Raw genomic sequence first — 19,510 nt, forward strand, 5'->3', positions numbered from 1 at the left:
TTTCATATATTTACATCCTAAACATTACTACGATGGATACTTCATTCTTTTTTGACTTCATTCAGGGACTGATCAACTCACTATTGGCTATAACCGATACGGTGTACCTGGTAGCGTTCATGCTGTTCTCTTACATGGCCAAGGACGGGTTGAACGATGTGCTGAGCAAGGTATGGTACCGGGACCTGTACATCACGGGTAAGCGGGCATCTAAGCACTGGACGGTTGCTATCATAGGCATACTGGTAGCCCTGCCTTTCTTTTTCATACCCGCGCTCAGACATTTAGGTACTGATGAACTCACCGTAGCGGGTGCTGACGATAATTCCGTGTATGGGTTCAAGCTGGCTGTAACCTTTGGCATCGGTACTACTTTCTATGATACTATCCTGTGTTACGTCATAAAACTTATTAAGAAAGTAAAAACAGACAAATGACACAATCAAGGCAAGTAAAGAATATGCGGGTAGCTATTGCGATCCTGCTCGGGTTATCAATGCTCGGGATAGTTATATCTATTTCCCTGTTCAACCAACAGCGTACTACTATGTACGGGGTACGGGAACAGGTAGAGCACTACAAGCAGCAAGCCCGCATATTCGACAGCATGTACGCCGCTTTACAGTCCGACCTGGATAGTCTGCGCAAACGTACGGTGATGCAGGATTCGGTGGTAGCCGATAAAATAGACTCACTTAATTTAATCCAACACAAATATGAGAAAGTGCTTACTAACTATCGCAGCCTGCCTGATAGCGGTCGTATCGGGGTATTCAAAAGGTGGTTACCCGAAACTGATTAACTACAACGGTGACAGTGTTATAGCTATCACCGTAGCTCAGATGGATACCCTGTACAGTATGGGTTACATCCAACTCAATGCTTCCCGTGATAGTGTTATTATGTTGAATGGTATAGTCACCGCAATGCGGGTATCTATATCACAACGTGATACGGCTATTGTTATACTGGAAACACAACGGGATTCGTGTATGCGTAATGTGGTCTATTCCCGTGGACTGATCAATCAACTTGACACTGCCCTAAAGAAACAGGAACGTAAGATACGCTGGTTAAAGATAGAACGGGGGGCTTTGGTCATTGTATTCATAGGTATGCTGGCGTATATAGCTTTTAGGTAATTGCCGATATTTTTGTATGTTTGCATATGCTTTTAGATAAAGATTCAATATTAAAGCCGGGGGTTGACATAAAGAGTGTCAGCGGGTTCGCAGATAGTATGGGGGTTACCTCTGATGCTATTTATGCAGCCATCAAACGCGGGGATGTGGACTATGTGGATTTAGGTACGCATGACAAACCGCTGCTGCAGGTAGTACTTACTGAAACTACCTTAGCGTACGCCCCGAACGGTAAATAAGTTTTTCATTCCAGGTTATAAATAGGTTTACCTCCGTAGTGTCTACTGCGGGGGTTTTTTGTGCTATAGATATTCCTTATACCCCCGATAGAAAGAAATATGTTGGTAATTGCCGATATTTCGATTTACTTTGTTGCCAGTTAAGGTTATAATACTAAAAAATTAACTGAGTTAATATGGCAGACAATATAAAAATACCGAACTGGGTGTATGAAAGTTACATGAACGCACTGCAACGGGCGTACGACTTTAAACTACCCAACAAGCAATTACCCACCGGTGAACGAACAAATCGGGTGGGTTACGATCTTGCTAATGGTATATCATTTTGTTATGTAGATACTCTGTGGCTACGCATCGTTACTTTTTTTCTCCTGATGTACGTGTACAGTAAAACTGATATAGCCTGCATCCACCGCCCCGTGGTGGTATCTAAGTCACATTCGTTTACTATAGCTACGTCACAACCCGGGTACATTTACCTATGCCGCTTCGGGTATTATACCAAGCTGATAACCGACCCGCATAAAGAGTTATCCGCGCATTATATAAGATTTGAAATAGAACCGTAAAATATATACTGATGTTCACACTCCCACCCGTTAAACTAAAGTTGGCAAAGCCTAAGCGTAGTATAGCTATGCCTGACTTCTCAACGTTATACCCGCAACAGCAGGATGCATTACAGCAAATAATAGGGTTCATGGATGATGAGGCCACCAACCTGCTGATGCTGGATTGCCCCGCCGGTGCGGGTAAGTCCTTCCTCATGTCAGTATTCATGGAATACTTCATGGTCACCGGGTCAGGCCCTAAGCTGGTACACACCGCTACTACGAACAAAGCAGTACGGGTATGTGTGGCTATGGCTGATTATGCACACCCGAGTTTAGAGTACATGACCGTACACTCCCTGCTTGGCCTGAAAGAGCAGATACAGATGGATGGTACTATAAAGTTCGTACAGGACTACGATCGTAAGATGAATAAGGTGGACCTGTCAACATACGACCTGCTGGTGATAGATGAGTGTTCTATGTTGGACAGTACATTATTCACCGGGGATTCCCAGGTAAAAGGACTTTGGGAATACGCCGAGGACGGGTTAAAGGTGATATTCGTAGGAGATCAGGTACAAATCCCGCCAGTAGGTACGGATGATTTCACCCTATTCATTAACCGGCAGCGCAGGAAATTCAGGTGCCAGTACGTTACCATGCCTGATACGGTGAGGCAAACGTCTGATAGTCCTATACTCGCGTTAACCACCAAGGTACGATTGAACATATCATCCACCGCCCCGTTCAAACCAGCGGAAAATACCGTAAAGGATGACATGGGGGTGTATGTGCTGGATAAATCAGACACAAAGGGATTAGATGATCTGTTACGGCTGCTTTTCACTTCTCAGAACTTTGCAGTAGACAGCGACTTCGCTAAAGTAATAGCCTGGCGTAATAAAACGGTGGATGGTATAAATACCCGCATCCGGGGAATGCTGTACCCTGAGTCACTGCAACGCATAGAACCCGGTGAACGGTTGATAGCCCTTGACCCCGTATTTGACGGGGACGATATTATAGCGTCAGCCAATGAGGAGTGCACGGTCATATCATTCAGGGAGTCCGTTGAGGACATAAATGACGGACAGTTCGTTATACCTTACTACTCAACCACTGTAGAAAGTATAGGCATAGACGGGTTACCCGTACGTAAGGTATTCCGCATCACAACACACGAGGGTGAGGAAGTATATGAGAAACTGCTTGGTATGATGAAAGCGGGGGCTAAAGCTCAGATACCCGGTTCCCGGGAAGCGTCTGCAGCATGGAAGCAGTATTACAAGTTCATGCGCAAATTCGCCCGTGTGGGGTATAATTACGCGATAACTGCTCACCGCAGCCAGGGCAGTACCTATGATAACGCGGTGGTGCTGGAATGGGACATCCGTGCTAACAGAAAAGAACGGGAACGTAACCGTATTCTGTATACCGCATTCAGCCGCCCCCGTCACCGATTATTCATTATTTAAATTAGGCTATGATTGTATTGAGCTTATTTGACGGTATATCATGTGGGCGCGTGGCACTACAACGGGCTGGTATCAGTGTTTCTAAATACTATGTGTCAGAGGTGGATAAATCGGCTATCCTTGTTAGCTCGACTAACTACCCTGACATTGTACAATTAGGTGACGTTAAGGGCATCACTATTAAGTCGTTGCCTGATGTACCTGATCTACTACTCGCAGGTTCTCCGTGTCAGGGGTTTTCCTCAGCAGGTAAAGGGCTTAATTTTAGTGACCCACGTAGTGCGTTGTTTTTTGAGTTTGTACGTATATGGCGTGAATTGCTGGGTATTAATCCTAAAGCGCGGGTATTACTTGAAAATGTAGTAATGCGTCCTACGTGGAGAGACATTATTACTATTCAGGCAAGATTACTGCCCCCTATAATGATAGATGCTGCATTGGTATCAGCACAATCGCGTAAGCGGTTGTATTGGACAAACATACCCGGTGTTACACAACCCGCGGATCGCGGTATATTGCTTAAGGATATACTGGAACCGTCTGATTATTTTTTGGGTGCCCCTAATAAGGCTTGTATAGTAAGTAGGCGTTTGAACGCATCTGGGGTGCGGGAGGACTATAATAAACAGATACCTATAACGCAGTGCTTAGAAGTCAGGGCGTATAACCCCAATAAGGCCTGTACCATCACTACGGTTGATAAGGATAATGTGTTGTCACCCTTACCCCCAGGCAGGTATAGGGATGCATTCAAGCGTAACCTACCGTTCAGGTACTATACACAGGTAGAGTTAGAGAGGCTGCAGGGGTTGCCTGACGGCTACACTAAGCCCGTATCAAGGGCAACGGCTGTGCGCCTTATAGGTAATGCGTGGAATGTTGATGTTATTACCTATATTTTTGATACTATACTAAATTAAGTGTTATGGAAAAAGTACAGTTCACTATACATAAGCAGGCGTTAACACTTGTAGATGACCCACAGCGTTTACAACTTCCAAAAGACGCTGTTATCTTATCAGTACAAGAACAGCACAGGAGTATAATCATATGGTACAGGTTCAGGGTTAAGGACACTGCGGAGGTATCTAATCAGTTGATACCCGTGGAGGATACTGTAACCCGCAGGTTTCAGATATTCCCCACCGGTACGCGCGAATTATTCGGGTTTGAGGGGGTTGACCATATCTACTTAGCTACTGTACAGAGCAGTGGTTATGTATGGCACATATTTGAGTTACTAAATGATAAATGATATGAAAGATTTCAGGAAACTTGCGACAACCCGACTTATAGTTACGCAAGCATTCAGACTCGCGGTGATAGCCGTTATAGTAATGTTGGGCGTGCTGGACTATACGGGTAATGTAACTTTGTCGGACACGGCAGATTACGTACTCTCGGGGATACTGGTATATCAAATCTATAAGTTTGACCAGTTGATACTGATGGTGACACTACGGGCAGCTTGGATGGAAGATATGCTGGAAGTATTTGAGGGGATGGCCAATGAAATAAAGGATCAACCAAAACAATAACATATGCTATCAGGTAACATCAAATTGACAATGCAACAACCCGCATTACGGGCGTTCATGGCCTCCTGGGCACGGGGCATAGAGCAGAAAGCACATTCATTACCCCGTTACAGCCCCGCAGCTATAATGATAAACGATATACACGTATGTATGAAGCATTGCGCGGTATTGCTGACAGGACTTACGCAACCCGACCCCGAACAGCTATTAGTAGCACTGGCCACGGTGTATAACAGATTACTACCGTATGAATACCCGTTCAAGGTCGGGGTATCTTTACAGCAGGATGGTGACACATTTTTACTGACCCCGACCAACTTACCTACACTGATACTTTTGGCGGGCAAAGAAATGGTCCCAAGGGGGCTTGCTCAGGTAGGTGTTTACCACGGGGAGCACACTTACAGGTTTATTTCACAGGAATACTCAATACGATAGTAAAACTAAGTATTATGATAAAACTATTATACGAGGGGACTTATCCCAATAACAATGACGTGAGCTCGAAACAGTACTATGTTATAACACGTGGGATGTTGTTGGATCAGGCGGGTAGGCGGGTACCGTTGTTTGCGACAGTTGGGGATTATAGCCCAAGTAATGCGGTAGGGTATGTTGATCTGTTTTTCTTTTTAGGTGTACAGGAGGGGGGATTTATAGTGGGAGAGGTATCCATGTACAAGGACAAGTTACATGCGTTGGGTACCAGTGATACGTACATAACGCCGATCATGCGGGGTGATTATGATTGGACGCAGACCCCCGATAAGATACTCACTAATTTTAGCATAATTTCGGCTGCGTTATGCTCAGGTCCCATGATAGATAAGCGTATAAGACCTTTAGGACAGGGTGACATAAAGTACATTGATTAAGTAACTTAATTTTTACAGACATATGGCAAATAAAGATTGGACGGGGAATAAGCGCAGTACGTATGCAGCACTCGGGGCATCCAACCATGTAGCACACGATAGGGAAGCGCACGACTATTATGCTACTGACCCAATTGCTGCAGAACTACTAATGGGGTTATTGCCGTTGTCCCCTAATATATGGGAGTGTGCGTGCGGTGCGGGGCATCTAAGTAAAGTATTTGCCGCTGCCGGGTTTAAGGTACGCAGTTCTGACCTAATAGATCGCGGCTACGGTAAAGCCGGTATAGATTTCCTTAACTGGGATAAATCGTTTGACGGGGATATTATTACAAACCCCCCGTACAAATACGCTGAAGAATTTGTACGAAAGGCATTGAGTTTAGTACCTGATGGCAGGCATGTTATTATGTTCCTAAAGACACTTTTCCTTGAATCCAAGGGCCGACAGGAATTGTTTACTGAGTATCCACCAAAAACTGTTTATGTATCATCCTCCCGTATAAAGTGTGCCATTAACGGGGATTTTTCACAGTCAGGCAGTAGTGCTGTGTCTTATGCCTGGTTTGTTTGGGAGAAAGGATACTCGGGTATAACAGAACTTAAATGGTTTAATTAAGTAACTTAATTTTTACAGACATATGAATACAACAGATCAGACAGAGTACACGTACTCACAGAAAAACGGGAAGTACTACGAAACATCCAAAGCACCGCACGGTATACCTGTTACAACGCAGGTGAGTCGTATGAAATATGCCATCGGGGCTTGCCCTGATTTCGGGGTGTTCGATGACCGTGTGCTTATCATGCCCGACCCAGAGGGTGAGGAAAAAGTATCACAGAGTGGTATCATCACCGCCATCAACAAAAAGAAAGAGGATGAGAAAACACATTGGGGTGTGGTACTTGCCGTAGGAACTAACCTGGAAGGCCGGGTGATAGAAGTTAATCCGGGGGACTACGTTGCTTATTCCCGTTTTGCGGGGAATGAACTTGAAATAGATGGGCAGGTGTACAAGCTGGTGCGTGGTACTGATATATTCGGTATTGACCGCCGTCCTGAGCCTGCTATCGAAATACCCGAAAAGGATTCCGATACAGCCGAATGATATGGTTTATTAGTTTAAGGGTTACAGGCGGGGTTTCTACCCTGCCTTTTTTATTATAACCAAACTTTATAGTACCCATAAATTATAAGTATTACTTATTATTCTTTGGTTTTGTAGTTTTGGGTTCTTAAAAGTCAAAAGTATGCAAGTAGGTAGTAGAGTAGTTTATATAGGCGGTGAGGTAGTATCGGCACCGTTTGTCATAGGCAATGAGTACACAGTATCATGTGTTGATAAGTGTACCAAAACAGGTAAAATCTGCATAACCGTATATGAGGTTGAATATAGTATTATGCCCGTTTACCGGGGAACCGTGGGGTGTGTGGGTAAAATATTTCCGTGAGGTAGAACCCAAACACGAATTATCCGACATAACAGCCGAGGAACTTATTGAGGAACTGGAAGTAATTCCACAAACCGTATAAATTAAACAACAAAAAACAGATCAATGACACTAAAACAACTGGAATACCTACGGGTAGCGGTAACAGCGGGGACTTTAAAGCAGGCAGCAAAAGTACTCGGCATCTCTCAGCCTGCGGTGACCACGGGTATATCCGCACTGGAAACTTCATTAAACGTTCAACTCATTAACCGTACTGCGGGGAACACTGGTTCGATCATAACCACCACCGAAGCGGGGGAAAAAATATTAGGATATGCTAAAGACGTTCAGAACTTACTTGATACTATTGCACAGACTGCCCGTGAATATGAAAAGACTTGCCCGCTACCAGGCACTAAAAGCGTACCGGCAAACACGGGTAATAAAACCAGCGGGTAATTCAGATGATGTGGTACGCTGTACATACAGCGGGGCGGCCATATCTTCCACTGACGAGGTTATCTATGACCGTGACGGTAGATTATACCTTTTAGAAAAAATAACGCCAGCACGGGGCATTAAAATAAATAGTAAATAAAATATAGATATGTATAGCGACAGATTTTTAAGCGGCATGTTCCATACTTATTGCCCATGCCGTGTTCGGGTAGCGCATTATGACTATGATCTGTTGGCTACGAGCGTTTATGCCCACCGGGTAAATACCTGGCCGTTTGAAGATGTGAAACTCAGGTTAACCCCGCTGTATGATATATCAGGAGAGCATGTATTGTTACTGGCCTCGGTGCTGCATAAGCACCTATTGGATAAATACAGGACCGGCGGGCACGAACCGGTATTGACCATAGCCAGTAGGTTCGGTAATAATAAATTTGTCATAGACGTACATATACCTATGACAAATTCTACTGATGTTATTCCATTAACTCCTATAAAACTTCGGGTAGACGATACCGTTAAGGAATCCCCCGTAGCGGTGAGGTTATTGCAGCAACTCGGGTACGATTGCGGGTATTCGGGGTTTGATAGCCCTGATCCTATGAACCTACGTGACACTAAATTCATAACCGTGCCGAGCCTGATAGAAGCGGGGTTGGCAGTAAAAGCATAAATAATGGGAGACATTAAGCGCATATGCAATAATTGCATACACTACACAGCATACAGAACGGGTATGGATGAGTATCCACCATGTACGGGTATAGCTGAATGTACCAAAGGTCACTGGGAAAATGGTGACCCTACAGAAGTACAAACAGAGGAGACTGATTGTACAGACTTTGCCCCTATTATGGTTGATGAAATACGACTGTTTACTTACAAAAATGATAAGTTCCTGATAGTACCTATGAACGGTAAGGGCAGGATAGACAGACTGTGTATCACCCACAACGACAATGGGGCGTTCCTGTCATTCAGGTCATATTATGTACCACAGTCTGTTAAACTACCTGACGGTGAATACAAACTTATCGGGCAGGCTAAAGATTTAGTAAACCCCGTGGAGGCGGGGGTAAAGCCTTTGGACGTTATCATTAAAGTACTTAACTAATGCTATATAACAATGGATACACAGGTAAAAAACTACATAGTCACTTTCAGGTCACCCTACGGGGACTGGCGCACGGTTGACTATTATGATGATAACCAGGTGCACAGCCTGAGTTATGTACACCGCGGGGCTTTACTCGCTGCGATCAATTGCCTTGTTAATGCCCCCGCACGATTGTACGCCGAACAGCGGGCAATCCCCGGAATAGAATTACTTAATTGACTAATCACCTGTAAAGGGCAAAATAAAAAGTATGACACAAGACGAACGTAATGCTTTAATATCAGAACAGGAGCAGTTAACTATTAAAATGAAAAATGCTGCATTTATAAGCCCTAAAGACATGCGCAGGTCAAATGAAATAACATCACTGCTGTTAACAGACGGTACAGATGATAGCATTAGGATTAAGGTAGGAAAGCCCAAAAAGAGCAGGAGGGTAACATCGTTCACAAGAGACAGACGTTAACAACTCACATTAACCGCCGAAAAGCTATGCGGGGAATAAAAAATTAATTAACTTAAAAACAGATACAAATGTTTGAACTAAAAGCAACACACATCGGGGACCCGGCACTACGGGTAGACAACGCAACCGCTGCAGACCCCGTACAATTACAGGAACTGGCACTGGACCGCATGAATCACGGGGTATGCATATTCTCATACACCAAAAAAGACGGGAGTGTTAAACAGACCGTAGGTACACTACACCCGGCATTACTGAATGATGCTAAAGAAACAGCTAAGTTACGGCAGGTGCGCAACCTGGCTGAGAGCATTACCAGTGCGTATAGGCTGGATGAGTCTGATTCAGAGAGTGACGGGTCCTCATTCTTTAGTTCCATACAACCGCATATAGAAGCACTCGACAAGCTCATTTCTCCAACGGTAGGTCGTAAGGCACCTACACCTAACCCCGATTGGCAGAACTATTTTGACTTAATCGCTATGGACTGGCGTAAGTACCGAAAGGATGACCTGCTGTCCGTGCTGGAACTATAAAGATGCTTAATTGCAATTTTCCTAAGCCCTGGTGTTTCTACATCGGGGTTTTTTATTATAACCAAATGTTATAGTACCTATAAATTATAAGTATTACTTATTATTCTTTGGTTTTGTAGTTTTGAGTTCTAAACAATTTTCATATGACACGATCTGAAAAGAACCAAATCTACTCAGCCGCTTTGCAGGGCGTGCTGGCTAATTCCGTAAACAGTGGTGCCAGCACCGACTACTTAATACGTAGAGCTATCGCCACAGCAGACGCATACATCGCAGCGTTAGAGGAAAAGCACCAGGGGCAAGTAAATGAGGTATCCGGTGATTAAGCACGTCACAGATACCAAATACCCCGATGATTGCCCCGTAAGGCTATCTGAACGGGTAACTACCCTGCTGGATAATCGTCCCCGCAATAAACGGGAATTACCCGCATGGAAAGCTCAGGTAAGGAAACTGATGACAGCCTACAACAAAGCAACGGGTATAGATGCGTATAACATTAACTCAATTAATTGATATGAGGACCACATTATTTGATAGCTTTGAGGATGCGGTACAGGAATGTAAGCGGGTGTCTTATGAAAACCCGCACGTATTGGGGGTATATCTCCACCGTACAGGCAAATTCTCCGTCAGGGTATATACAACTACCCGTAAATGGTTTTGCAGCTTTAAAAGCGGCAAATATTGGCAAAGTATCATAGACTAAAAAACTATAGTATGAAATACACTAATGAATTTATGGCAAGGTTATACGCATCCTACTGGGGATGCCTTACTACTTATGTAGATGATGAGGGCACACCCTGTCGGGTAGACGCTAAAACACTTGACTTTGCCATACAGGAAAATTTTGCTAACGGTAAGCTGGTACTTACGCCGTTATCTAAAATAACAGCTATGGACCGTTTGGTAGTAGCCAAAATAATAACAGGCAACAATATAGCCACAGAGGGTAAAGTATCGGGTAATACGTACACATATTTCGTTGATTGTTCCAAGTCCATAGATGCGGGCATACACGTAAACCTGAAATTTTCTGACTTTGTGGGCAGAATTGCTCAGAGTGAGGGTTGGTTAGCTGGTTTTTTCGGACCTGCCGTATTGGATTATCTACGTATGCGGGGGTATCTTACAGAATATACTGGTGTCAACGGTACGGAGCGTATTACCATATGGGACTTGGTAGATGCGGGGTTAGCTATAACTAAATCTGAATAATATGAGCAAACATCATTACATCCGGGGGTTTGTATTCCTGCTCATGCTGGCTATTATGGCGGCTATCTGCGGGATTATTAATTACATAATACACAATCTATAAAGTATGACCAAACAAGCATCATTTACCCGCACAGCATCTAAAGACCGTATGGTATACAAAGCCATGCACATGATACGCCGTATAAAAGCACTTAACCCGTTTAATGTGCACGGGTATTTACGGTACAGACCGTCATATTCAACGCACATATTCGGCGGTGATGTCTGCACGGCATCTTACGGGTTGTATAAGTGTACCGTAAAAACTAATAATGGGAACATTAGAGTAGACGGCCTACCCGACAGTTTTCACCAATCGCTGACAGGCCATGACGAACTATGGAATTTATACGATACGCACCTCGCAGGCAGAAAGATAGGCAAATTTAAGTGTATATTATCGGCGATAAGTATGGTATATACATACCCTGGCTTATGCAACGAGTATGACTGGACAATCAAACTACTTAAAGTATACAGAGCATGACAACAGAAAAATTACAGAAAGCATTTAAGATTGGTTACACAGACGGGTATGTGCTTACCCGCATATACAGATCAACCACACTTACCGGTAACCCGTCCAAGATGGTAGTAAAGCTATGTAACTTGGATAAAGGCAAGTTTATAGTATTCGATAACTTGGTACTATTGAATACGGATGAGCTGGATGGCGGGCAGGACGTGGTTAAGAAGTATAAGGATAAATACCTGGTGCGTAGAAAAGTTGCATACCAGGTTGGTACTTTTATGGAGATACTACACAACCTGCTGCATGACCTCCATGACATCGGGCATATTATGGTGTGTGATCTGTACAGGTTTACACCGGAACCACCTGATGACGTGGTGGGTAGTATGTTCGCAGGAATGCCTGTAGGTGAAGCATAACATGGTCCGTATGCGGGAAAAAATGGATAATGAACTCGTTGAAGCATTATTAAAATCTAAAAAATAATCAGCATGGTCACAAGAGCGCCGCCCGGTACGGGGAATTATATACATTTTTACACTAATTAATTTACTTAAAAAAAAACAGTTAAAACTTATGAAAAAACTAATAGCGTTGATCGGGTTATTCATGTGCATAGCAATAGCACTACCTACAGTGGCCAGTGCCCTGTTCTACACAACATCTACCAGGTATTACACAGACAACAACGGGTGCCAGGTGACTGAGATAAAGAAAACCCACTACGGTACATTTGCGGGGATACCCTACGTAATATCACAAAGCCTGCACGTCATCACCGATTGCGGTGGGTTGATAACATCTTATGATATTGACATGGATGTGCTCAAAGATGCTGAAAATGTAGCCTACGGGTTTGATAACATTAATCCTACTGATCCGGCGGGCTACGGGTATGCTGCGAACGAAGATTACCAGCAGTACTGGCTTAGTAATGCGAACGGTACGGGTATAAACGATGAGACCTGGGGAGGTACCCGGGAGTGTAGTGAATGGTCTGAGTGTACTGATTAATAGCGCATTTGTCCTACTATATGCGGGGGCGGGGAGTTATCTCTGCCCCTTTTTCTATTCGGGGGTATCCCCCTTTTTAATACTTACCCGTCCCGGGGGTTTTCCTTTCTTATGTTTTAGTATTTCCCCTCGTCCCCTCGGGGTATATCAGGCCCTTTACCTACCGATAACTGACTGGGGCGGGGATTTGTGTCATCACGACATTTGACCACTAAATATTCAATAAATGAATACACCAGTAAATTATCTTAAGGTTTGTATTATCCAGGCTTGTCAACTGACTAAGTGGCAGATAATCGGGCTAATTATAAATCCGCATACCTTGACGGGGATCATCCTCTGTGACTGATTGAACAGTATCGTATAGGTTACCTGTTGACGGCCTTTAATTCAGCGCAGGTATTTCGGGGATGTCCATACTTTCCTCACGTAACTTGATATTATCTCTACCGTGGGGCTTTCTTATAAAGAGCGTAGAACTTTCATTTGTGGTTTTTCCTAACCACCGGGGGTGAAAACTTTAAGACCCGTTGGGTACAAAGTTACGGTGCTTTTACCCGTAAATACAAATACGATTTTTATGTGATTTGAAATGTGAAAAATTAAGTGAGTTAATTTTTTCGTACCAGCGGGTTTTGCTATATTTGTGGTCCAAGAGCTGAACATTTATAATTATTTCCTGCCCCGTTTCTACGGGGTATTTTTATGTAAAGATATTTTACACATTACCCTGACGTGTAAAGATTGTTACCCGTTTTTTGCTACATAGGATTTGTCTATACGCCCGATAAAATATAAGTATGTACTAAATGTCGGCAAGTGTTTACATTTGTGGTATGAAACATCAATCAGATTGTTACAGGACAATAAACGGAGTACGCATGGTAAACTATGCTGATTTGTGTATGACCGATGAACGTAATGCTGGTATGATCAAGGAGGCTAAAGAGCTTTACCGTAAGGTGCGTAAGATAAAACACCCCGCCGGTTATTATCAACTATTCGTAGCAGAACCAAAAAAAAACAGCTAACATGACCCAAGTAAAACCATATATAAACAATTTCAAATTCCGTGGCATCTCAATAGCTACGGGTGACTGGATTTATGGCTGGCCTATATCAACACCGGAATTTCCTGATAAGTGGTGCATCATGTACAAAAACGACCCGATACAGGTAATACCCGACACTATATCTGACTATACGGATATGACTGATGATGAGGGCGATGACCTGTACATAGGTGACAAAGTACGGTGCGGTAAAGATGATTGGCCTGCTGAGCTCGTATTCACCATATGGCGGGGAATTGACGGTGGCCTGATACTCCGTGCCGGGGATGAAAGTGCTATGGATATAAACACCCCCGACACTATGGTGTTGTGTGGTAATATTCACACTGATAAAAATTAAGTACTATGACATTCTATTACGACAATATAAGCGACATACCACCGCATTTGGTGGATGCTATTAAAAGTAATTTCCCAGGACACAACTTATGCGTATTCGTAGCAACCGAGAGTACCTTGCAAGGGCGTAGGGTGGTTGTGGGGGTTGTAACGCCGGATAATCATCCGTATGGCGGTTATGCTCACAGTATAAACGCATTCGTATCCGGGTACATAGCAGGCTGGAACTCGGGGGTTAACACAGAACCGGTAAAAGATGACAAGGCAGGTGAACAGTCACGGGCGGATGATAAAGACAGGTATGACAGGCTGTTGCAGTTAGCCAACACCCCCGAACATTTACGGGTAGGCAGTGTACATGTAAACACTGAAACTGCTGAGGGTATGAGTATTGCCATGGTTTTGAAGTATAGGAATAATTGCCTGAGTATATTAAGGTTATCACCGAATGATGACGGTAATTACTATAACCTGCTGGCGGTGAATAAGGAGATCGCTAAGGCATTAGGGTTTGAATATTAATTCACTTAATTTTTTATTTATGTCAGGTATTAATGACGGGGTAGCAGAAACTTTAGAAATTGTTAGTATGGGTGGAGAAACCATACGGAATAACTGTTTTACACCAGGCGGGGAATTTGTATATTTTGCAAAGCGTACACACAATAGTGTAGCGGGAATTGACGGACGGCCCTTTACAACTATGGAAAGTACATTCTGCGTTATGGGGGTCATTCCACAGGAAGCCATGGAGGCGTGGCAGGAATTTGAGAATAAACTTTATTCGTTAATAAAATAAGCACATTATGGCAAGAATAATATACGAACCCGGGGATCGGGTAGTTATCGTAAAAACGGGTTTAATAGACTGGGAACAGTTGGACGTATTAGCTGATAACGGATTGGATGTCGGCGATCAGTTAATCGTATCTGAGGTATCGGACCCTGTTACGGACAAAGAAAACTGGGTAGTTATAGGCGTACAGGGTAACGGGACCGCTGTACATAAGTATAAACTACACCCGGCACACGTATTGCCTTTGCATGTGTTCAATGATGCTATGATGACGGCAAAGGTGCGTATACTCACCGCTGTGGAAGATGTGTACACACCGCTGTAACAATAACCAAAACTTATAACGGGTATAGAGACTAACAATTTCTTATACCCGTTTTGTTTTATAAATTTGCACTTATAATTAACTCTTAAAACTTTTAACAATGCAGAAATTACGCATTTGGGCACGGGTAGGTGCTTACGTTGAATTTGAGGTACCTGATAATTTTACAGTGGATCAGGCTGAGAATGGGCTACATCAGCACATGCATATGTTGGCTGAGCGTATAAACGGTAAAATACCTGGTATTGAGATAGATGGGGAAACTTATACCCCCGATGCCTGTACTGGTATGGAACTTACAGTTGATGTGGGCGGTAAAACTTCTGTAATAGAAACCCCCGAGTATGTTTACCCAACGGGGTTTTTTAACGATGACTTTACCGAGTTCACAAACATAACGGTGCCGGTTGATTCCCCCAACCGTAAGGGAAAAGTTGTAAAATCTGATCTGCTGGAAGTGAACGGGGTTCTATCCCGTGGTTATGTGGTCCAGTTCCGGGACCATTCACAGGGATATACCGATCTGCTTACAAAATCCCGTTTGGTTGAAGTACTTTTGAATACATCGCATACATTTTTGGTAACTAAAAAGCAGCCCTATTTAAATATAACCAAGTCTGACTATGTTGTATTTGAGTGCCGTTTACCGGGGGTTACATCATGTAGGATAGGTGTAAGTATAAAAGTATCCCAGGCTATTGATGCAACCGAATCAAAGACTTATGAGGCTGCCTTTGAAATTGTATTACAGGCAGTGCGTTATCGTATATACGAATCATTGCCCGACCTGGTGGTACCATCCGAATTAACAATAAGAAACGATTACTGATGTTTGAACCTGCAAAAATAAAGAGACGCAAGAAAAAAAGCCCGAAAGCTATTGAGTACAGTCCCAGTACATCTACTAAGCTGCGCAGGACTATGATGACCTACTTATTAGAAGATTGCGGGGGTGTACTGACAGGTGCTTGGACCATTACACTAAATACCCGTTTCGGTAAAGTGGTGTATAATTTCGCAGGCTTTGCCCGTAGCCGGGTGGTCCTTATGTGTTACATGCACATAACCGAACAGGATCAGGTAATACCCGCAAAGGAAGCTATTAAACAGGCCGGGTGCTACACCCGTTGGTTGCCAACGATCGGGGGATTTAAGCGGGTGATGTATCGAAACAAACCCCCGGAGTTCATACGCAGCTCATTCATTGATTGGTTTGTAAAACCATTGCTATGATGTGGGGGGTGGCTATTATTGTCCTGGCTTTCTGTCTCAGGCATAGAGATTAATTATAACGGGTATAGAGACTAACAATTTCCTATACCCGTTTTGTTTTATAAATTTGCACTTATAATTAACTCTTAAAACTTTTAACAATGCAAAAAACCATCTTAACAGAGAAGCAACAAAGGCAGGTGTACGTCTTAGCATTCGGACAGGAATTTGACAGTAAAGAACGCAAACAGCAACCACTGCCTTTATCAATTGCGTACAAAACAGCCGTGCAGGAATTACGCACCCGGTTAGAGGTAAACGGGCGATACCTGTCCTTTAAACTTGATGACCTGGCCAACCTGGTAGTAACCGCAACACCCGAGGGTATAGAACTTATAAACGACCTCGGACCTGACAGGCCAAATTATAATATTTGGTGGGAACTATCTGAAGATATTATATGCAATAGTGCGTATAGTTGGCTGCGGCCTGAGCACATCGGGGCTTTAATATCTGATTCCTGCCCGATACTCGGGTTTGATACGGTTGAACATGAGAATGATCGTTTTGGTACATATGAGGGGATAGATACCCGTTCTATTGTTTGGTATTTCCAGGCATACGCCATATTAGATGAATTTGAAGTATTGGCGGCGGGTGATCCGGTGATATTAACCGTATGTGAAAATGAGCCCGTTAAATAGTACATCATGAGAAAAGGCGTAGAAGGTACCAATAAAATTTGGCGGGTTATACATGCAGACGCTAACGAAACCGTCATATCTGAGAAAGTATTTTACCAGTATGACAAAATGAAGATACAGGCCTATATAAATCATTTCTCACATGCTACTAAATCGGGCGATACGGTAACATATGGTGCTGAATGTGATAGACTGGCTTTTTACACTTTGTTTGAGGTAGAAAACTTTGCGGGCAAACTGAAACGGTTACTGATAAACAGCACCGCTAATATTGGTCGGGCTGTTTATAAATCTTTCCATATGTTTGATATGCCCGATTACTTGAAATTAATTGAATTAACTGATCTTTAAATTGCATTATTAAAACAGAATAACGCATAAATAAATAATTAACTATTTAAAATAACGGGCCAAAACGCCCGTTATTTTTATTTTTGGTATGTACATATAGGTAAGGTCCTAAAACGGCAGCCATGAAGCCCGTATTGCGAAATTGGTATAGTTTTTATCTATACAGCTTATAAAAAACCCGTATTAGTACAAATAGAATAGTTTTATAAATTTGCACTTATAATTAACTTTTAAAACTTGTAACAATGGCTAAAAATTTTAAAATAAGCGGTAAAAAAATGACTATATACACCATTAACCATTCAGACACGGCCAGTAGCGGGGTTACGTCAAAGCCTGTAGATGCGTATAGGGTTACTGTAGACATTATACCAAGCGTTAAATTGGCTATACATAAGAATGATGACGGTAAATGGACCCTAACAGAATTAACAGGAGGTGCCCAAGCGTACTATAAAACTGAGCACAAAAGGGATTGCCTGATAATGGGACTTATATCGCTTATAGAGAGTAGGGGCGTAGATTGGTACCTAAATGTAATAAAAGAATTTAACGCCCGAAATAAAAACCACATAGACAGATTAGCGATAGCTGAGCTGAACGGGGTAAATTAATTCACTTAACTTTTAAAACTTGTAACAATGGGGTTATATAAAACTCAGGACATACAGCAACAAACCCCCGTAGCCTGCCCGCATCCGGGTAACCGATACAGGGTATTTTTCAGATATTCTAAAGGCTTTACAAACGGGGCCATTTATACCATTTCTCACATAGACAGCGATCGGATAACCTTACAAGGGTATAACTATAATTTCAAACCAAACGAATTAACATTTTATAACATCTAAATCAGTAAACTATGTATCATGTATTTACCCGCACTTGGTATAAATACACCAATGGCAGAAATCAGAAAGACGGGTTAACCCCGCATCCTGGCAGAAAAAACACCGTACGGTATGTGAACACGATAGAGGAGGCCCGGGAATTGTGTGAAAGTATAAACAATGGGATTAAAGGACCTAACCCCCTGAGCCGTAAAGCTGAATTTTCCAGGGAATAGGTAATAACCAAAATTTATAACGGGTATAGAAACTAACAATTTCCTATACCCGTTTTGTTTTATAAATTTGCACTTATAATTAACTCTTAAAACTTTTAACAATGATTAGTAAAACAATTGAACAAATTAAGCAGGAATACGCAGAAAAGCAGGCTAAGGAATTAGAAATGTTAAGTATATATGAGGACGTGGCCAGCACTATACAGGGTATACCCGGTGCGCATCTTGATACCATGCTTGGGGAAAATTTGTCTACCCGGTTCGGTATAATAACGGTAGATACACTTGAAATAGCACGTAAGGTGTATAATACATTAATTGTTAAGTATGGAGCTGAAAATTATAATACTGATACTTTTAATAACCCTGAAAACGCTACAGCATCACCGATACATATAGCGTTTCATTATTGTACCATACGTCACCGACATGAATGCAAAATATGTGTTAATACAAAAGTATATCATTTTTGGTTACAGTTAAATGATATGAAAATACCTTATAACCCCGATAAATTAACGGGCAATCGTTACCAATTAGACGGGGATGCCTGGACGTTGGCCAGGGCTAAGGGCTATACAGGTGAATACGCTGTAAAAAGCCTTAAAAATTGTCATTCTATACGTTATTACGGAGGTAATGTCTATAATGTGTTACCCGCCCCCGCTACTGACCAGCAGATTACAGATTGGGAAAATATCGTATTTACTCATTAAAACTTTTAACAATGACAGATCAGGCATTTAAAACACGTAGTAAGAAAAGAACTTACACCGCTATTCAATTAGCAAAGTATTACGAGGTAGGTAATACGGATATGGCATTATATGAGTACATAGTAGATACTTTCGCAGTAGGGCAGCCACAACAAGCGAAACGGATATTTAGCCAGCTCACCCGAAAGGACCGCAAAGAATTTATAAAAGCGGCCGTAACCGATTGGAAAACCGGGTTAAGTGATGCACAAATAAAGGCCCTTATTGATCTTATCTAAAAACTAAAAAACCGTAACAATGAAAAGAAACACGGATTATTCGTGGTTATTATTGCTCAT

Annotated in this window: 39 protein-coding genes; all 39 read left to right on the forward strand. The window is 42.6% G+C overall.

Annotated features, from left to right (window positions below; translation table 11 throughout):
- Positions 1-32 precede the first annotated feature (32 nt).
- The 39 genes from H6550_16080 (at position 33) to H6550_16270 (ending at position 19,450) form a co-directional block, all read left to right on the forward strand.
- Complete coding sequence (locus tag H6550_16080; GenBank protein ID MCB9047653.1) at positions 33-437, forward strand: hypothetical protein; 405 nt, start codon at positions 33-35, stop codon at positions 435-437.
- Complete coding sequence (locus H6550_16085) at positions 434-802, forward strand: hypothetical protein (protein ID MCB9047654.1); 369 nt, start codon at positions 434-436, stop codon at positions 800-802. The genes H6550_16080 and H6550_16085 overlap by 4 nt, the downstream gene beginning before the upstream one ends.
- Positions 717-1,142: a hypothetical protein gene (locus tag H6550_16090; GenBank protein ID MCB9047655.1), complete on the forward strand. Its 426-nt coding sequence runs from the start codon at positions 717-719 to the stop codon at positions 1,140-1,142. The genes H6550_16085 and H6550_16090 overlap by 86 nt, the downstream gene beginning before the upstream one ends.
- A gap of 26 nt (positions 1,143-1,168) precedes the next feature.
- Complete coding sequence (locus H6550_16095) at positions 1,169-1,381, forward strand: hypothetical protein (GenBank protein MCB9047656.1); 213 nt, start codon at positions 1,169-1,171, stop codon at positions 1,379-1,381.
- A gap of 176 nt (positions 1,382-1,557) precedes the next feature.
- Entirely contained in the window at positions 1,558-1,953 is a 396-nt protein-coding gene (locus H6550_16100; protein ID MCB9047657.1) for a hypothetical protein, read from the forward strand.
- A gap of 11 nt (positions 1,954-1,964) precedes the next feature.
- Positions 1,965-3,413: an AAA family ATPase gene (locus tag H6550_16105; protein MCB9047658.1), complete on the forward strand. Its 1,449-nt coding sequence runs from the start codon at positions 1,965-1,967 to the stop codon at positions 3,411-3,413.
- 50 nt (positions 3,414-3,463) lie between these two features.
- Positions 3,464-4,333 (forward strand): DNA cytosine methyltransferase, encoded by an 870-nt coding sequence (locus tag H6550_16110; protein MCB9047659.1) that lies wholly within the window; start codon positions 3,464-3,466, stop codon positions 4,331-4,333.
- Positions 4,334-4,338: 5 nt separating this feature from the next.
- Positions 4,339-4,668 carry a hypothetical protein gene (locus H6550_16115; GenBank protein MCB9047660.1) on the forward strand — a complete coding sequence of 110 codons (330 nt, stop codon included), beginning with the start codon at positions 4,339-4,341 and terminating at the stop codon, positions 4,666-4,668.
- Position 4,669: 1 nt separating this feature from the next.
- Entirely contained in the window at positions 4,670-4,951 is a 282-nt protein-coding gene (locus H6550_16120; protein MCB9047661.1) for a hypothetical protein, read from the forward strand.
- 30 nt (positions 4,952-4,981) lie between these two features.
- Positions 4,982-5,389: a hypothetical protein gene (locus tag H6550_16125; GenBank protein MCB9047662.1), complete on the forward strand. Its 408-nt coding sequence runs from the start codon at positions 4,982-4,984 to the stop codon at positions 5,387-5,389.
- A gap of 14 nt (positions 5,390-5,403) precedes the next feature.
- Positions 5,404-5,826 (forward strand): hypothetical protein, encoded by a 423-nt coding sequence (locus tag H6550_16130; protein MCB9047663.1) that lies wholly within the window; start codon positions 5,404-5,406, stop codon positions 5,824-5,826.
- A 22-nt stretch (positions 5,827-5,848) separates the two neighbouring features.
- On the forward strand, positions 5,849-6,445 hold the full coding sequence (locus H6550_16135; GenBank protein MCB9047664.1) for an NAD(P)-dependent oxidoreductase: 597 nt from the start codon (positions 5,849-5,851) through the stop codon (positions 6,443-6,445).
- A 22-nt stretch (positions 6,446-6,467) separates the two neighbouring features.
- Positions 6,468-6,938, forward strand: a complete 471-nt coding sequence (locus H6550_16140) for a co-chaperone GroES (protein ID MCB9047665.1) — start codon at positions 6,468-6,470, stop codon at positions 6,936-6,938.
- 272 nt (positions 6,939-7,210) lie between these two features.
- Positions 7,211-7,363 carry a hypothetical protein gene (locus tag H6550_16145; GenBank protein ID MCB9047666.1) on the forward strand — a complete coding sequence of 51 codons (153 nt, stop codon included), beginning with the start codon at positions 7,211-7,213 and terminating at the stop codon, positions 7,361-7,363.
- A gap of 23 nt (positions 7,364-7,386) precedes the next feature.
- Positions 7,387-7,722: a LysR family transcriptional regulator gene (locus tag H6550_16150; GenBank protein ID MCB9047667.1), complete on the forward strand. Its 336-nt coding sequence runs from the start codon at positions 7,387-7,389 to the stop codon at positions 7,720-7,722.
- Between the two features lie 148 nt (positions 7,723-7,870).
- On the forward strand, positions 7,871-8,395 hold the full coding sequence (locus H6550_16155) for a hypothetical protein (protein ID MCB9047668.1): 525 nt from the start codon (positions 7,871-7,873) through the stop codon (positions 8,393-8,395).
- A 3-nt stretch (positions 8,396-8,398) separates the two neighbouring features.
- On the forward strand, positions 8,399-8,836 hold the full coding sequence (locus tag H6550_16160; GenBank protein MCB9047669.1) for a hypothetical protein: 438 nt from the start codon (positions 8,399-8,401) through the stop codon (positions 8,834-8,836).
- Between the two features lie 12 nt (positions 8,837-8,848).
- A complete protein-coding gene (locus H6550_16165) occupies positions 8,849-9,058 on the forward strand; it encodes a hypothetical protein (protein ID MCB9047670.1) in 210 nt (69 codons plus the stop codon).
- Between the two features lie 31 nt (positions 9,059-9,089).
- Entirely contained in the window at positions 9,090-9,305 is a 216-nt protein-coding gene (locus tag H6550_16170) for a hypothetical protein (protein MCB9047671.1), read from the forward strand.
- A gap of 68 nt (positions 9,306-9,373) precedes the next feature.
- Entirely contained in the window at positions 9,374-9,841 is a 468-nt protein-coding gene (locus H6550_16175; protein MCB9047672.1) for a DUF2693 domain-containing protein, read from the forward strand.
- Between the two features lie 143 nt (positions 9,842-9,984).
- The gene (locus H6550_16180) at positions 9,985-10,167 is read left to right on the forward strand and encodes a hypothetical protein (GenBank protein MCB9047673.1); all 183 of its coding nucleotides are present in this window, start codon (positions 9,985-9,987) and stop codon (positions 10,165-10,167) included.
- Positions 10,160-10,357, forward strand: a complete 198-nt coding sequence (locus H6550_16185) for a hypothetical protein (GenBank protein ID MCB9047674.1) — start codon at positions 10,160-10,162, stop codon at positions 10,355-10,357. Before H6550_16180 ends, H6550_16185 begins: the two co-directional genes overlap by 8 nt.
- Position 10,358: 1 nt before the next feature.
- Complete coding sequence (locus tag H6550_16190) at positions 10,359-10,550, forward strand: hypothetical protein (GenBank protein ID MCB9047675.1); 192 nt, start codon at positions 10,359-10,361, stop codon at positions 10,548-10,550.
- A gap of 11 nt (positions 10,551-10,561) precedes the next feature.
- Positions 10,562-11,062, forward strand: a complete 501-nt coding sequence (locus tag H6550_16195; protein MCB9047676.1) for a hypothetical protein — start codon at positions 10,562-10,564, stop codon at positions 11,060-11,062.
- A gap of 106 nt (positions 11,063-11,168) precedes the next feature.
- Positions 11,169-11,591, forward strand: coding sequence for a hypothetical protein (locus H6550_16200; GenBank protein MCB9047677.1), 423 nt, complete (start codon positions 11,169-11,171; stop codon positions 11,589-11,591).
- A complete protein-coding gene (locus H6550_16205; GenBank protein MCB9047678.1) occupies positions 11,588-11,995 on the forward strand; it encodes a hypothetical protein in 408 nt (135 codons plus the stop codon). The genes H6550_16200 and H6550_16205 overlap by 4 nt, the downstream gene beginning before the upstream one ends.
- Before the next feature lie 157 nt (positions 11,996-12,152).
- Positions 12,153-12,590: a hypothetical protein gene (locus H6550_16210; protein MCB9047679.1), complete on the forward strand. Its 438-nt coding sequence runs from the start codon at positions 12,153-12,155 to the stop codon at positions 12,588-12,590.
- Between the two features lie 836 nt (positions 12,591-13,426).
- A complete protein-coding gene (locus tag H6550_16215; protein MCB9047680.1) occupies positions 13,427-13,621 on the forward strand; it encodes a hypothetical protein in 195 nt (64 codons plus the stop codon).
- Between the two features lies 1 nt (position 13,622).
- The gene (locus H6550_16220) at positions 13,623-14,003 is read left to right on the forward strand and encodes a hypothetical protein (protein ID MCB9047681.1); all 381 of its coding nucleotides are present in this window, start codon (positions 13,623-13,625) and stop codon (positions 14,001-14,003) included.
- 5 nt (positions 14,004-14,008) lie between these two features.
- The gene (locus H6550_16225) at positions 14,009-14,524 is read left to right on the forward strand and encodes a hypothetical protein (protein ID MCB9047682.1); all 516 of its coding nucleotides are present in this window, start codon (positions 14,009-14,011) and stop codon (positions 14,522-14,524) included.
- Between the two features lie 19 nt (positions 14,525-14,543).
- Positions 14,544-14,801, forward strand: a complete 258-nt coding sequence (locus H6550_16230; GenBank protein ID MCB9047683.1) for a hypothetical protein — start codon at positions 14,544-14,546, stop codon at positions 14,799-14,801.
- A 7-nt stretch (positions 14,802-14,808) separates the two neighbouring features.
- Positions 14,809-15,123: a hypothetical protein gene (locus tag H6550_16235; protein MCB9047684.1), complete on the forward strand. Its 315-nt coding sequence runs from the start codon at positions 14,809-14,811 to the stop codon at positions 15,121-15,123.
- A gap of 100 nt (positions 15,124-15,223) precedes the next feature.
- Entirely contained in the window at positions 15,224-15,952 is a 729-nt protein-coding gene (locus H6550_16240) for a hypothetical protein (protein ID MCB9047685.1), read from the forward strand.
- Positions 15,952-16,356, forward strand: a complete 405-nt coding sequence (locus H6550_16245; protein MCB9047686.1) for a hypothetical protein — start codon at positions 15,952-15,954, stop codon at positions 16,354-16,356. The genes H6550_16240 and H6550_16245 overlap by 1 nt, the downstream gene beginning before the upstream one ends.
- 140 nt (positions 16,357-16,496) lie before the next feature.
- Complete coding sequence (locus H6550_16250; GenBank protein ID MCB9047687.1) at positions 16,497-17,039, forward strand: hypothetical protein; 543 nt, start codon at positions 16,497-16,499, stop codon at positions 17,037-17,039.
- Positions 17,040-17,045: 6 nt separating this feature from the next.
- Positions 17,046-17,390 carry a hypothetical protein gene (locus H6550_16255; GenBank protein ID MCB9047688.1) on the forward strand — a complete coding sequence of 115 codons (345 nt, stop codon included), beginning with the start codon at positions 17,046-17,048 and terminating at the stop codon, positions 17,388-17,390.
- Positions 17,391-17,635: 245 nt separating this feature from the next.
- Positions 17,636-18,004 (forward strand): hypothetical protein, encoded by a 369-nt coding sequence (locus H6550_16260; protein MCB9047689.1) that lies wholly within the window; start codon positions 17,636-17,638, stop codon positions 18,002-18,004.
- 553 nt (positions 18,005-18,557) lie between these two features.
- On the forward strand, positions 18,558-19,172 hold the full coding sequence (locus H6550_16265) for a hypothetical protein (protein ID MCB9047690.1): 615 nt from the start codon (positions 18,558-18,560) through the stop codon (positions 19,170-19,172).
- 11 nt (positions 19,173-19,183) lie between these two features.
- A complete protein-coding gene (locus H6550_16270; protein MCB9047691.1) occupies positions 19,184-19,450 on the forward strand; it encodes a hypothetical protein in 267 nt (88 codons plus the stop codon).
- The last annotated feature ends 60 nt before the right edge of the window (positions 19,451-19,510 follow it).

It is taken from the genome of Chitinophagales bacterium, assembly GCA_020636495.1.
GTDB lineage: Bacteria > Bacteroidota > Bacteroidia > Chitinophagales > Chitinophagaceae > UBA5543.

Excerpts from the sequence above, each read along its gene's own strand:
- H6550_16165 (MCB9047670.1), top strand. The coding sequence starts at position 8,849 with ATGGATACACAGGTAAAAAACTACATAGTCACTTTCAGGTCACCCTAC.
- H6550_16170 (MCB9047671.1), top strand. The coding sequence starts at position 9,090 with ATGACACAAGACGAACGTAATGCTTTAATATCAGAACAGGAGCAGTTA.
- H6550_16205 (MCB9047678.1), top strand. The coding sequence starts at position 11,588 with ATGACAACAGAAAAATTACAGAAAGCATTTAAGATTGGTTACACAGAC.
- H6550_16225 (MCB9047682.1), top strand. The coding sequence starts at position 14,009 with ATGACATTCTATTACGACAATATAAGCGACATACCACCGCATTTGGTG.
- H6550_16145 (MCB9047666.1), top strand. The coding sequence starts at position 7,211 with ATGAGGTTGAATATAGTATTATGCCCGTTTACCGGGGAACCGTGGGGT.
- H6550_16255 (MCB9047688.1), top strand. The coding sequence starts at position 17,046 with ATGAGAAAAGGCGTAGAAGGTACCAATAAAATTTGGCGGGTTATACAT.
- H6550_16155 (MCB9047668.1), top strand. The coding sequence starts at position 7,871 with ATGTATAGCGACAGATTTTTAAGCGGCATGTTCCATACTTATTGCCCA.
- H6550_16270 (MCB9047691.1), top strand. The coding sequence starts at position 19,184 with ATGACAGATCAGGCATTTAAAACACGTAGTAAGAAAAGAACTTACACC.
- H6550_16200 (MCB9047677.1), top strand. The coding sequence starts at position 11,169 with ATGACCAAACAAGCATCATTTACCCGCACAGCATCTAAAGACCGTATG.
- H6550_16135 (MCB9047664.1), top strand. The coding sequence starts at position 5,849 with ATGGCAAATAAAGATTGGACGGGGAATAAGCGCAGTACGTATGCAGCA.
- H6550_16195 (MCB9047676.1), top strand. The coding sequence starts at position 10,562 with ATGAAATACACTAATGAATTTATGGCAAGGTTATACGCATCCTACTGG.
- H6550_16235 (MCB9047684.1), top strand. The coding sequence starts at position 14,809 with ATGGCAAGAATAATATACGAACCCGGGGATCGGGTAGTTATCGTAAAA.
- H6550_16230 (MCB9047683.1), top strand. The coding sequence starts at position 14,544 with ATGTCAGGTATTAATGACGGGGTAGCAGAAACTTTAGAAATTGTTAGT.
- H6550_16215 (MCB9047680.1), top strand. The coding sequence starts at position 13,427 with ATGAAACATCAATCAGATTGTTACAGGACAATAAACGGAGTACGCATG.
- H6550_16115 (MCB9047660.1), top strand. The coding sequence starts at position 4,339 with ATGGAAAAAGTACAGTTCACTATACATAAGCAGGCGTTAACACTTGTA.
- H6550_16130 (MCB9047663.1), top strand. The coding sequence starts at position 5,404 with ATGATAAAACTATTATACGAGGGGACTTATCCCAATAACAATGACGTG.
- H6550_16105 (MCB9047658.1), top strand. The coding sequence starts at position 1,965 with ATGTTCACACTCCCACCCGTTAAACTAAAGTTGGCAAAGCCTAAGCGT.
- H6550_16210 (MCB9047679.1), top strand. The coding sequence starts at position 12,153 with ATGAAAAAACTAATAGCGTTGATCGGGTTATTCATGTGCATAGCAATA.
- H6550_16120 (MCB9047661.1), top strand. The coding sequence starts at position 4,670 with ATGAAAGATTTCAGGAAACTTGCGACAACCCGACTTATAGTTACGCAA.
- H6550_16160 (MCB9047669.1), top strand. The coding sequence starts at position 8,399 with ATGGGAGACATTAAGCGCATATGCAATAATTGCATACACTACACAGCA.
- H6550_16090 (MCB9047655.1), top strand. The coding sequence starts at position 717 with ATGAGAAAGTGCTTACTAACTATCGCAGCCTGCCTGATAGCGGTCGTA.
- H6550_16100 (MCB9047657.1), top strand. The coding sequence starts at position 1,558 with ATGGCAGACAATATAAAAATACCGAACTGGGTGTATGAAAGTTACATG.
- H6550_16220 (MCB9047681.1), top strand. The coding sequence starts at position 13,623 with ATGACCCAAGTAAAACCATATATAAACAATTTCAAATTCCGTGGCATC.
- H6550_16250 (MCB9047687.1), top strand. The coding sequence starts at position 16,497 with ATGCAAAAAACCATCTTAACAGAGAAGCAACAAAGGCAGGTGTACGTC.
- H6550_16260 (MCB9047689.1), top strand. The coding sequence starts at position 17,636 with ATGGCTAAAAATTTTAAAATAAGCGGTAAAAAAATGACTATATACACC.
- H6550_16265 (MCB9047690.1), top strand. The coding sequence starts at position 18,558 with ATGATTAGTAAAACAATTGAACAAATTAAGCAGGAATACGCAGAAAAG.
- H6550_16140 (MCB9047665.1), top strand. The coding sequence starts at position 6,468 with ATGAATACAACAGATCAGACAGAGTACACGTACTCACAGAAAAACGGG.
- H6550_16180 (MCB9047673.1), top strand. The coding sequence starts at position 9,985 with ATGACACGATCTGAAAAGAACCAAATCTACTCAGCCGCTTTGCAGGGC.
- H6550_16175 (MCB9047672.1), top strand. The coding sequence starts at position 9,374 with ATGTTTGAACTAAAAGCAACACACATCGGGGACCCGGCACTACGGGTA.
- H6550_16080 (MCB9047653.1), top strand. The coding sequence starts at position 33 with ATGGATACTTCATTCTTTTTTGACTTCATTCAGGGACTGATCAACTCA.
- H6550_16240 (MCB9047685.1), top strand. The coding sequence starts at position 15,224 with ATGCAGAAATTACGCATTTGGGCACGGGTAGGTGCTTACGTTGAATTT.
- H6550_16245 (MCB9047686.1), top strand. The coding sequence starts at position 15,952 with ATGTTTGAACCTGCAAAAATAAAGAGACGCAAGAAAAAAAGCCCGAAA.
- H6550_16095 (MCB9047656.1), top strand. The coding sequence starts at position 1,169 with ATGCTTTTAGATAAAGATTCAATATTAAAGCCGGGGGTTGACATAAAG.
- H6550_16190 (MCB9047675.1), top strand. The coding sequence starts at position 10,359 with ATGAGGACCACATTATTTGATAGCTTTGAGGATGCGGTACAGGAATGT.
- H6550_16150 (MCB9047667.1), top strand. The coding sequence starts at position 7,387 with ATGACACTAAAACAACTGGAATACCTACGGGTAGCGGTAACAGCGGGG.
- H6550_16125 (MCB9047662.1), top strand. The coding sequence starts at position 4,982 with ATGCAACAACCCGCATTACGGGCGTTCATGGCCTCCTGGGCACGGGGC.
- H6550_16085 (MCB9047654.1), top strand. The coding sequence starts at position 434 with ATGACACAATCAAGGCAAGTAAAGAATATGCGGGTAGCTATTGCGATC.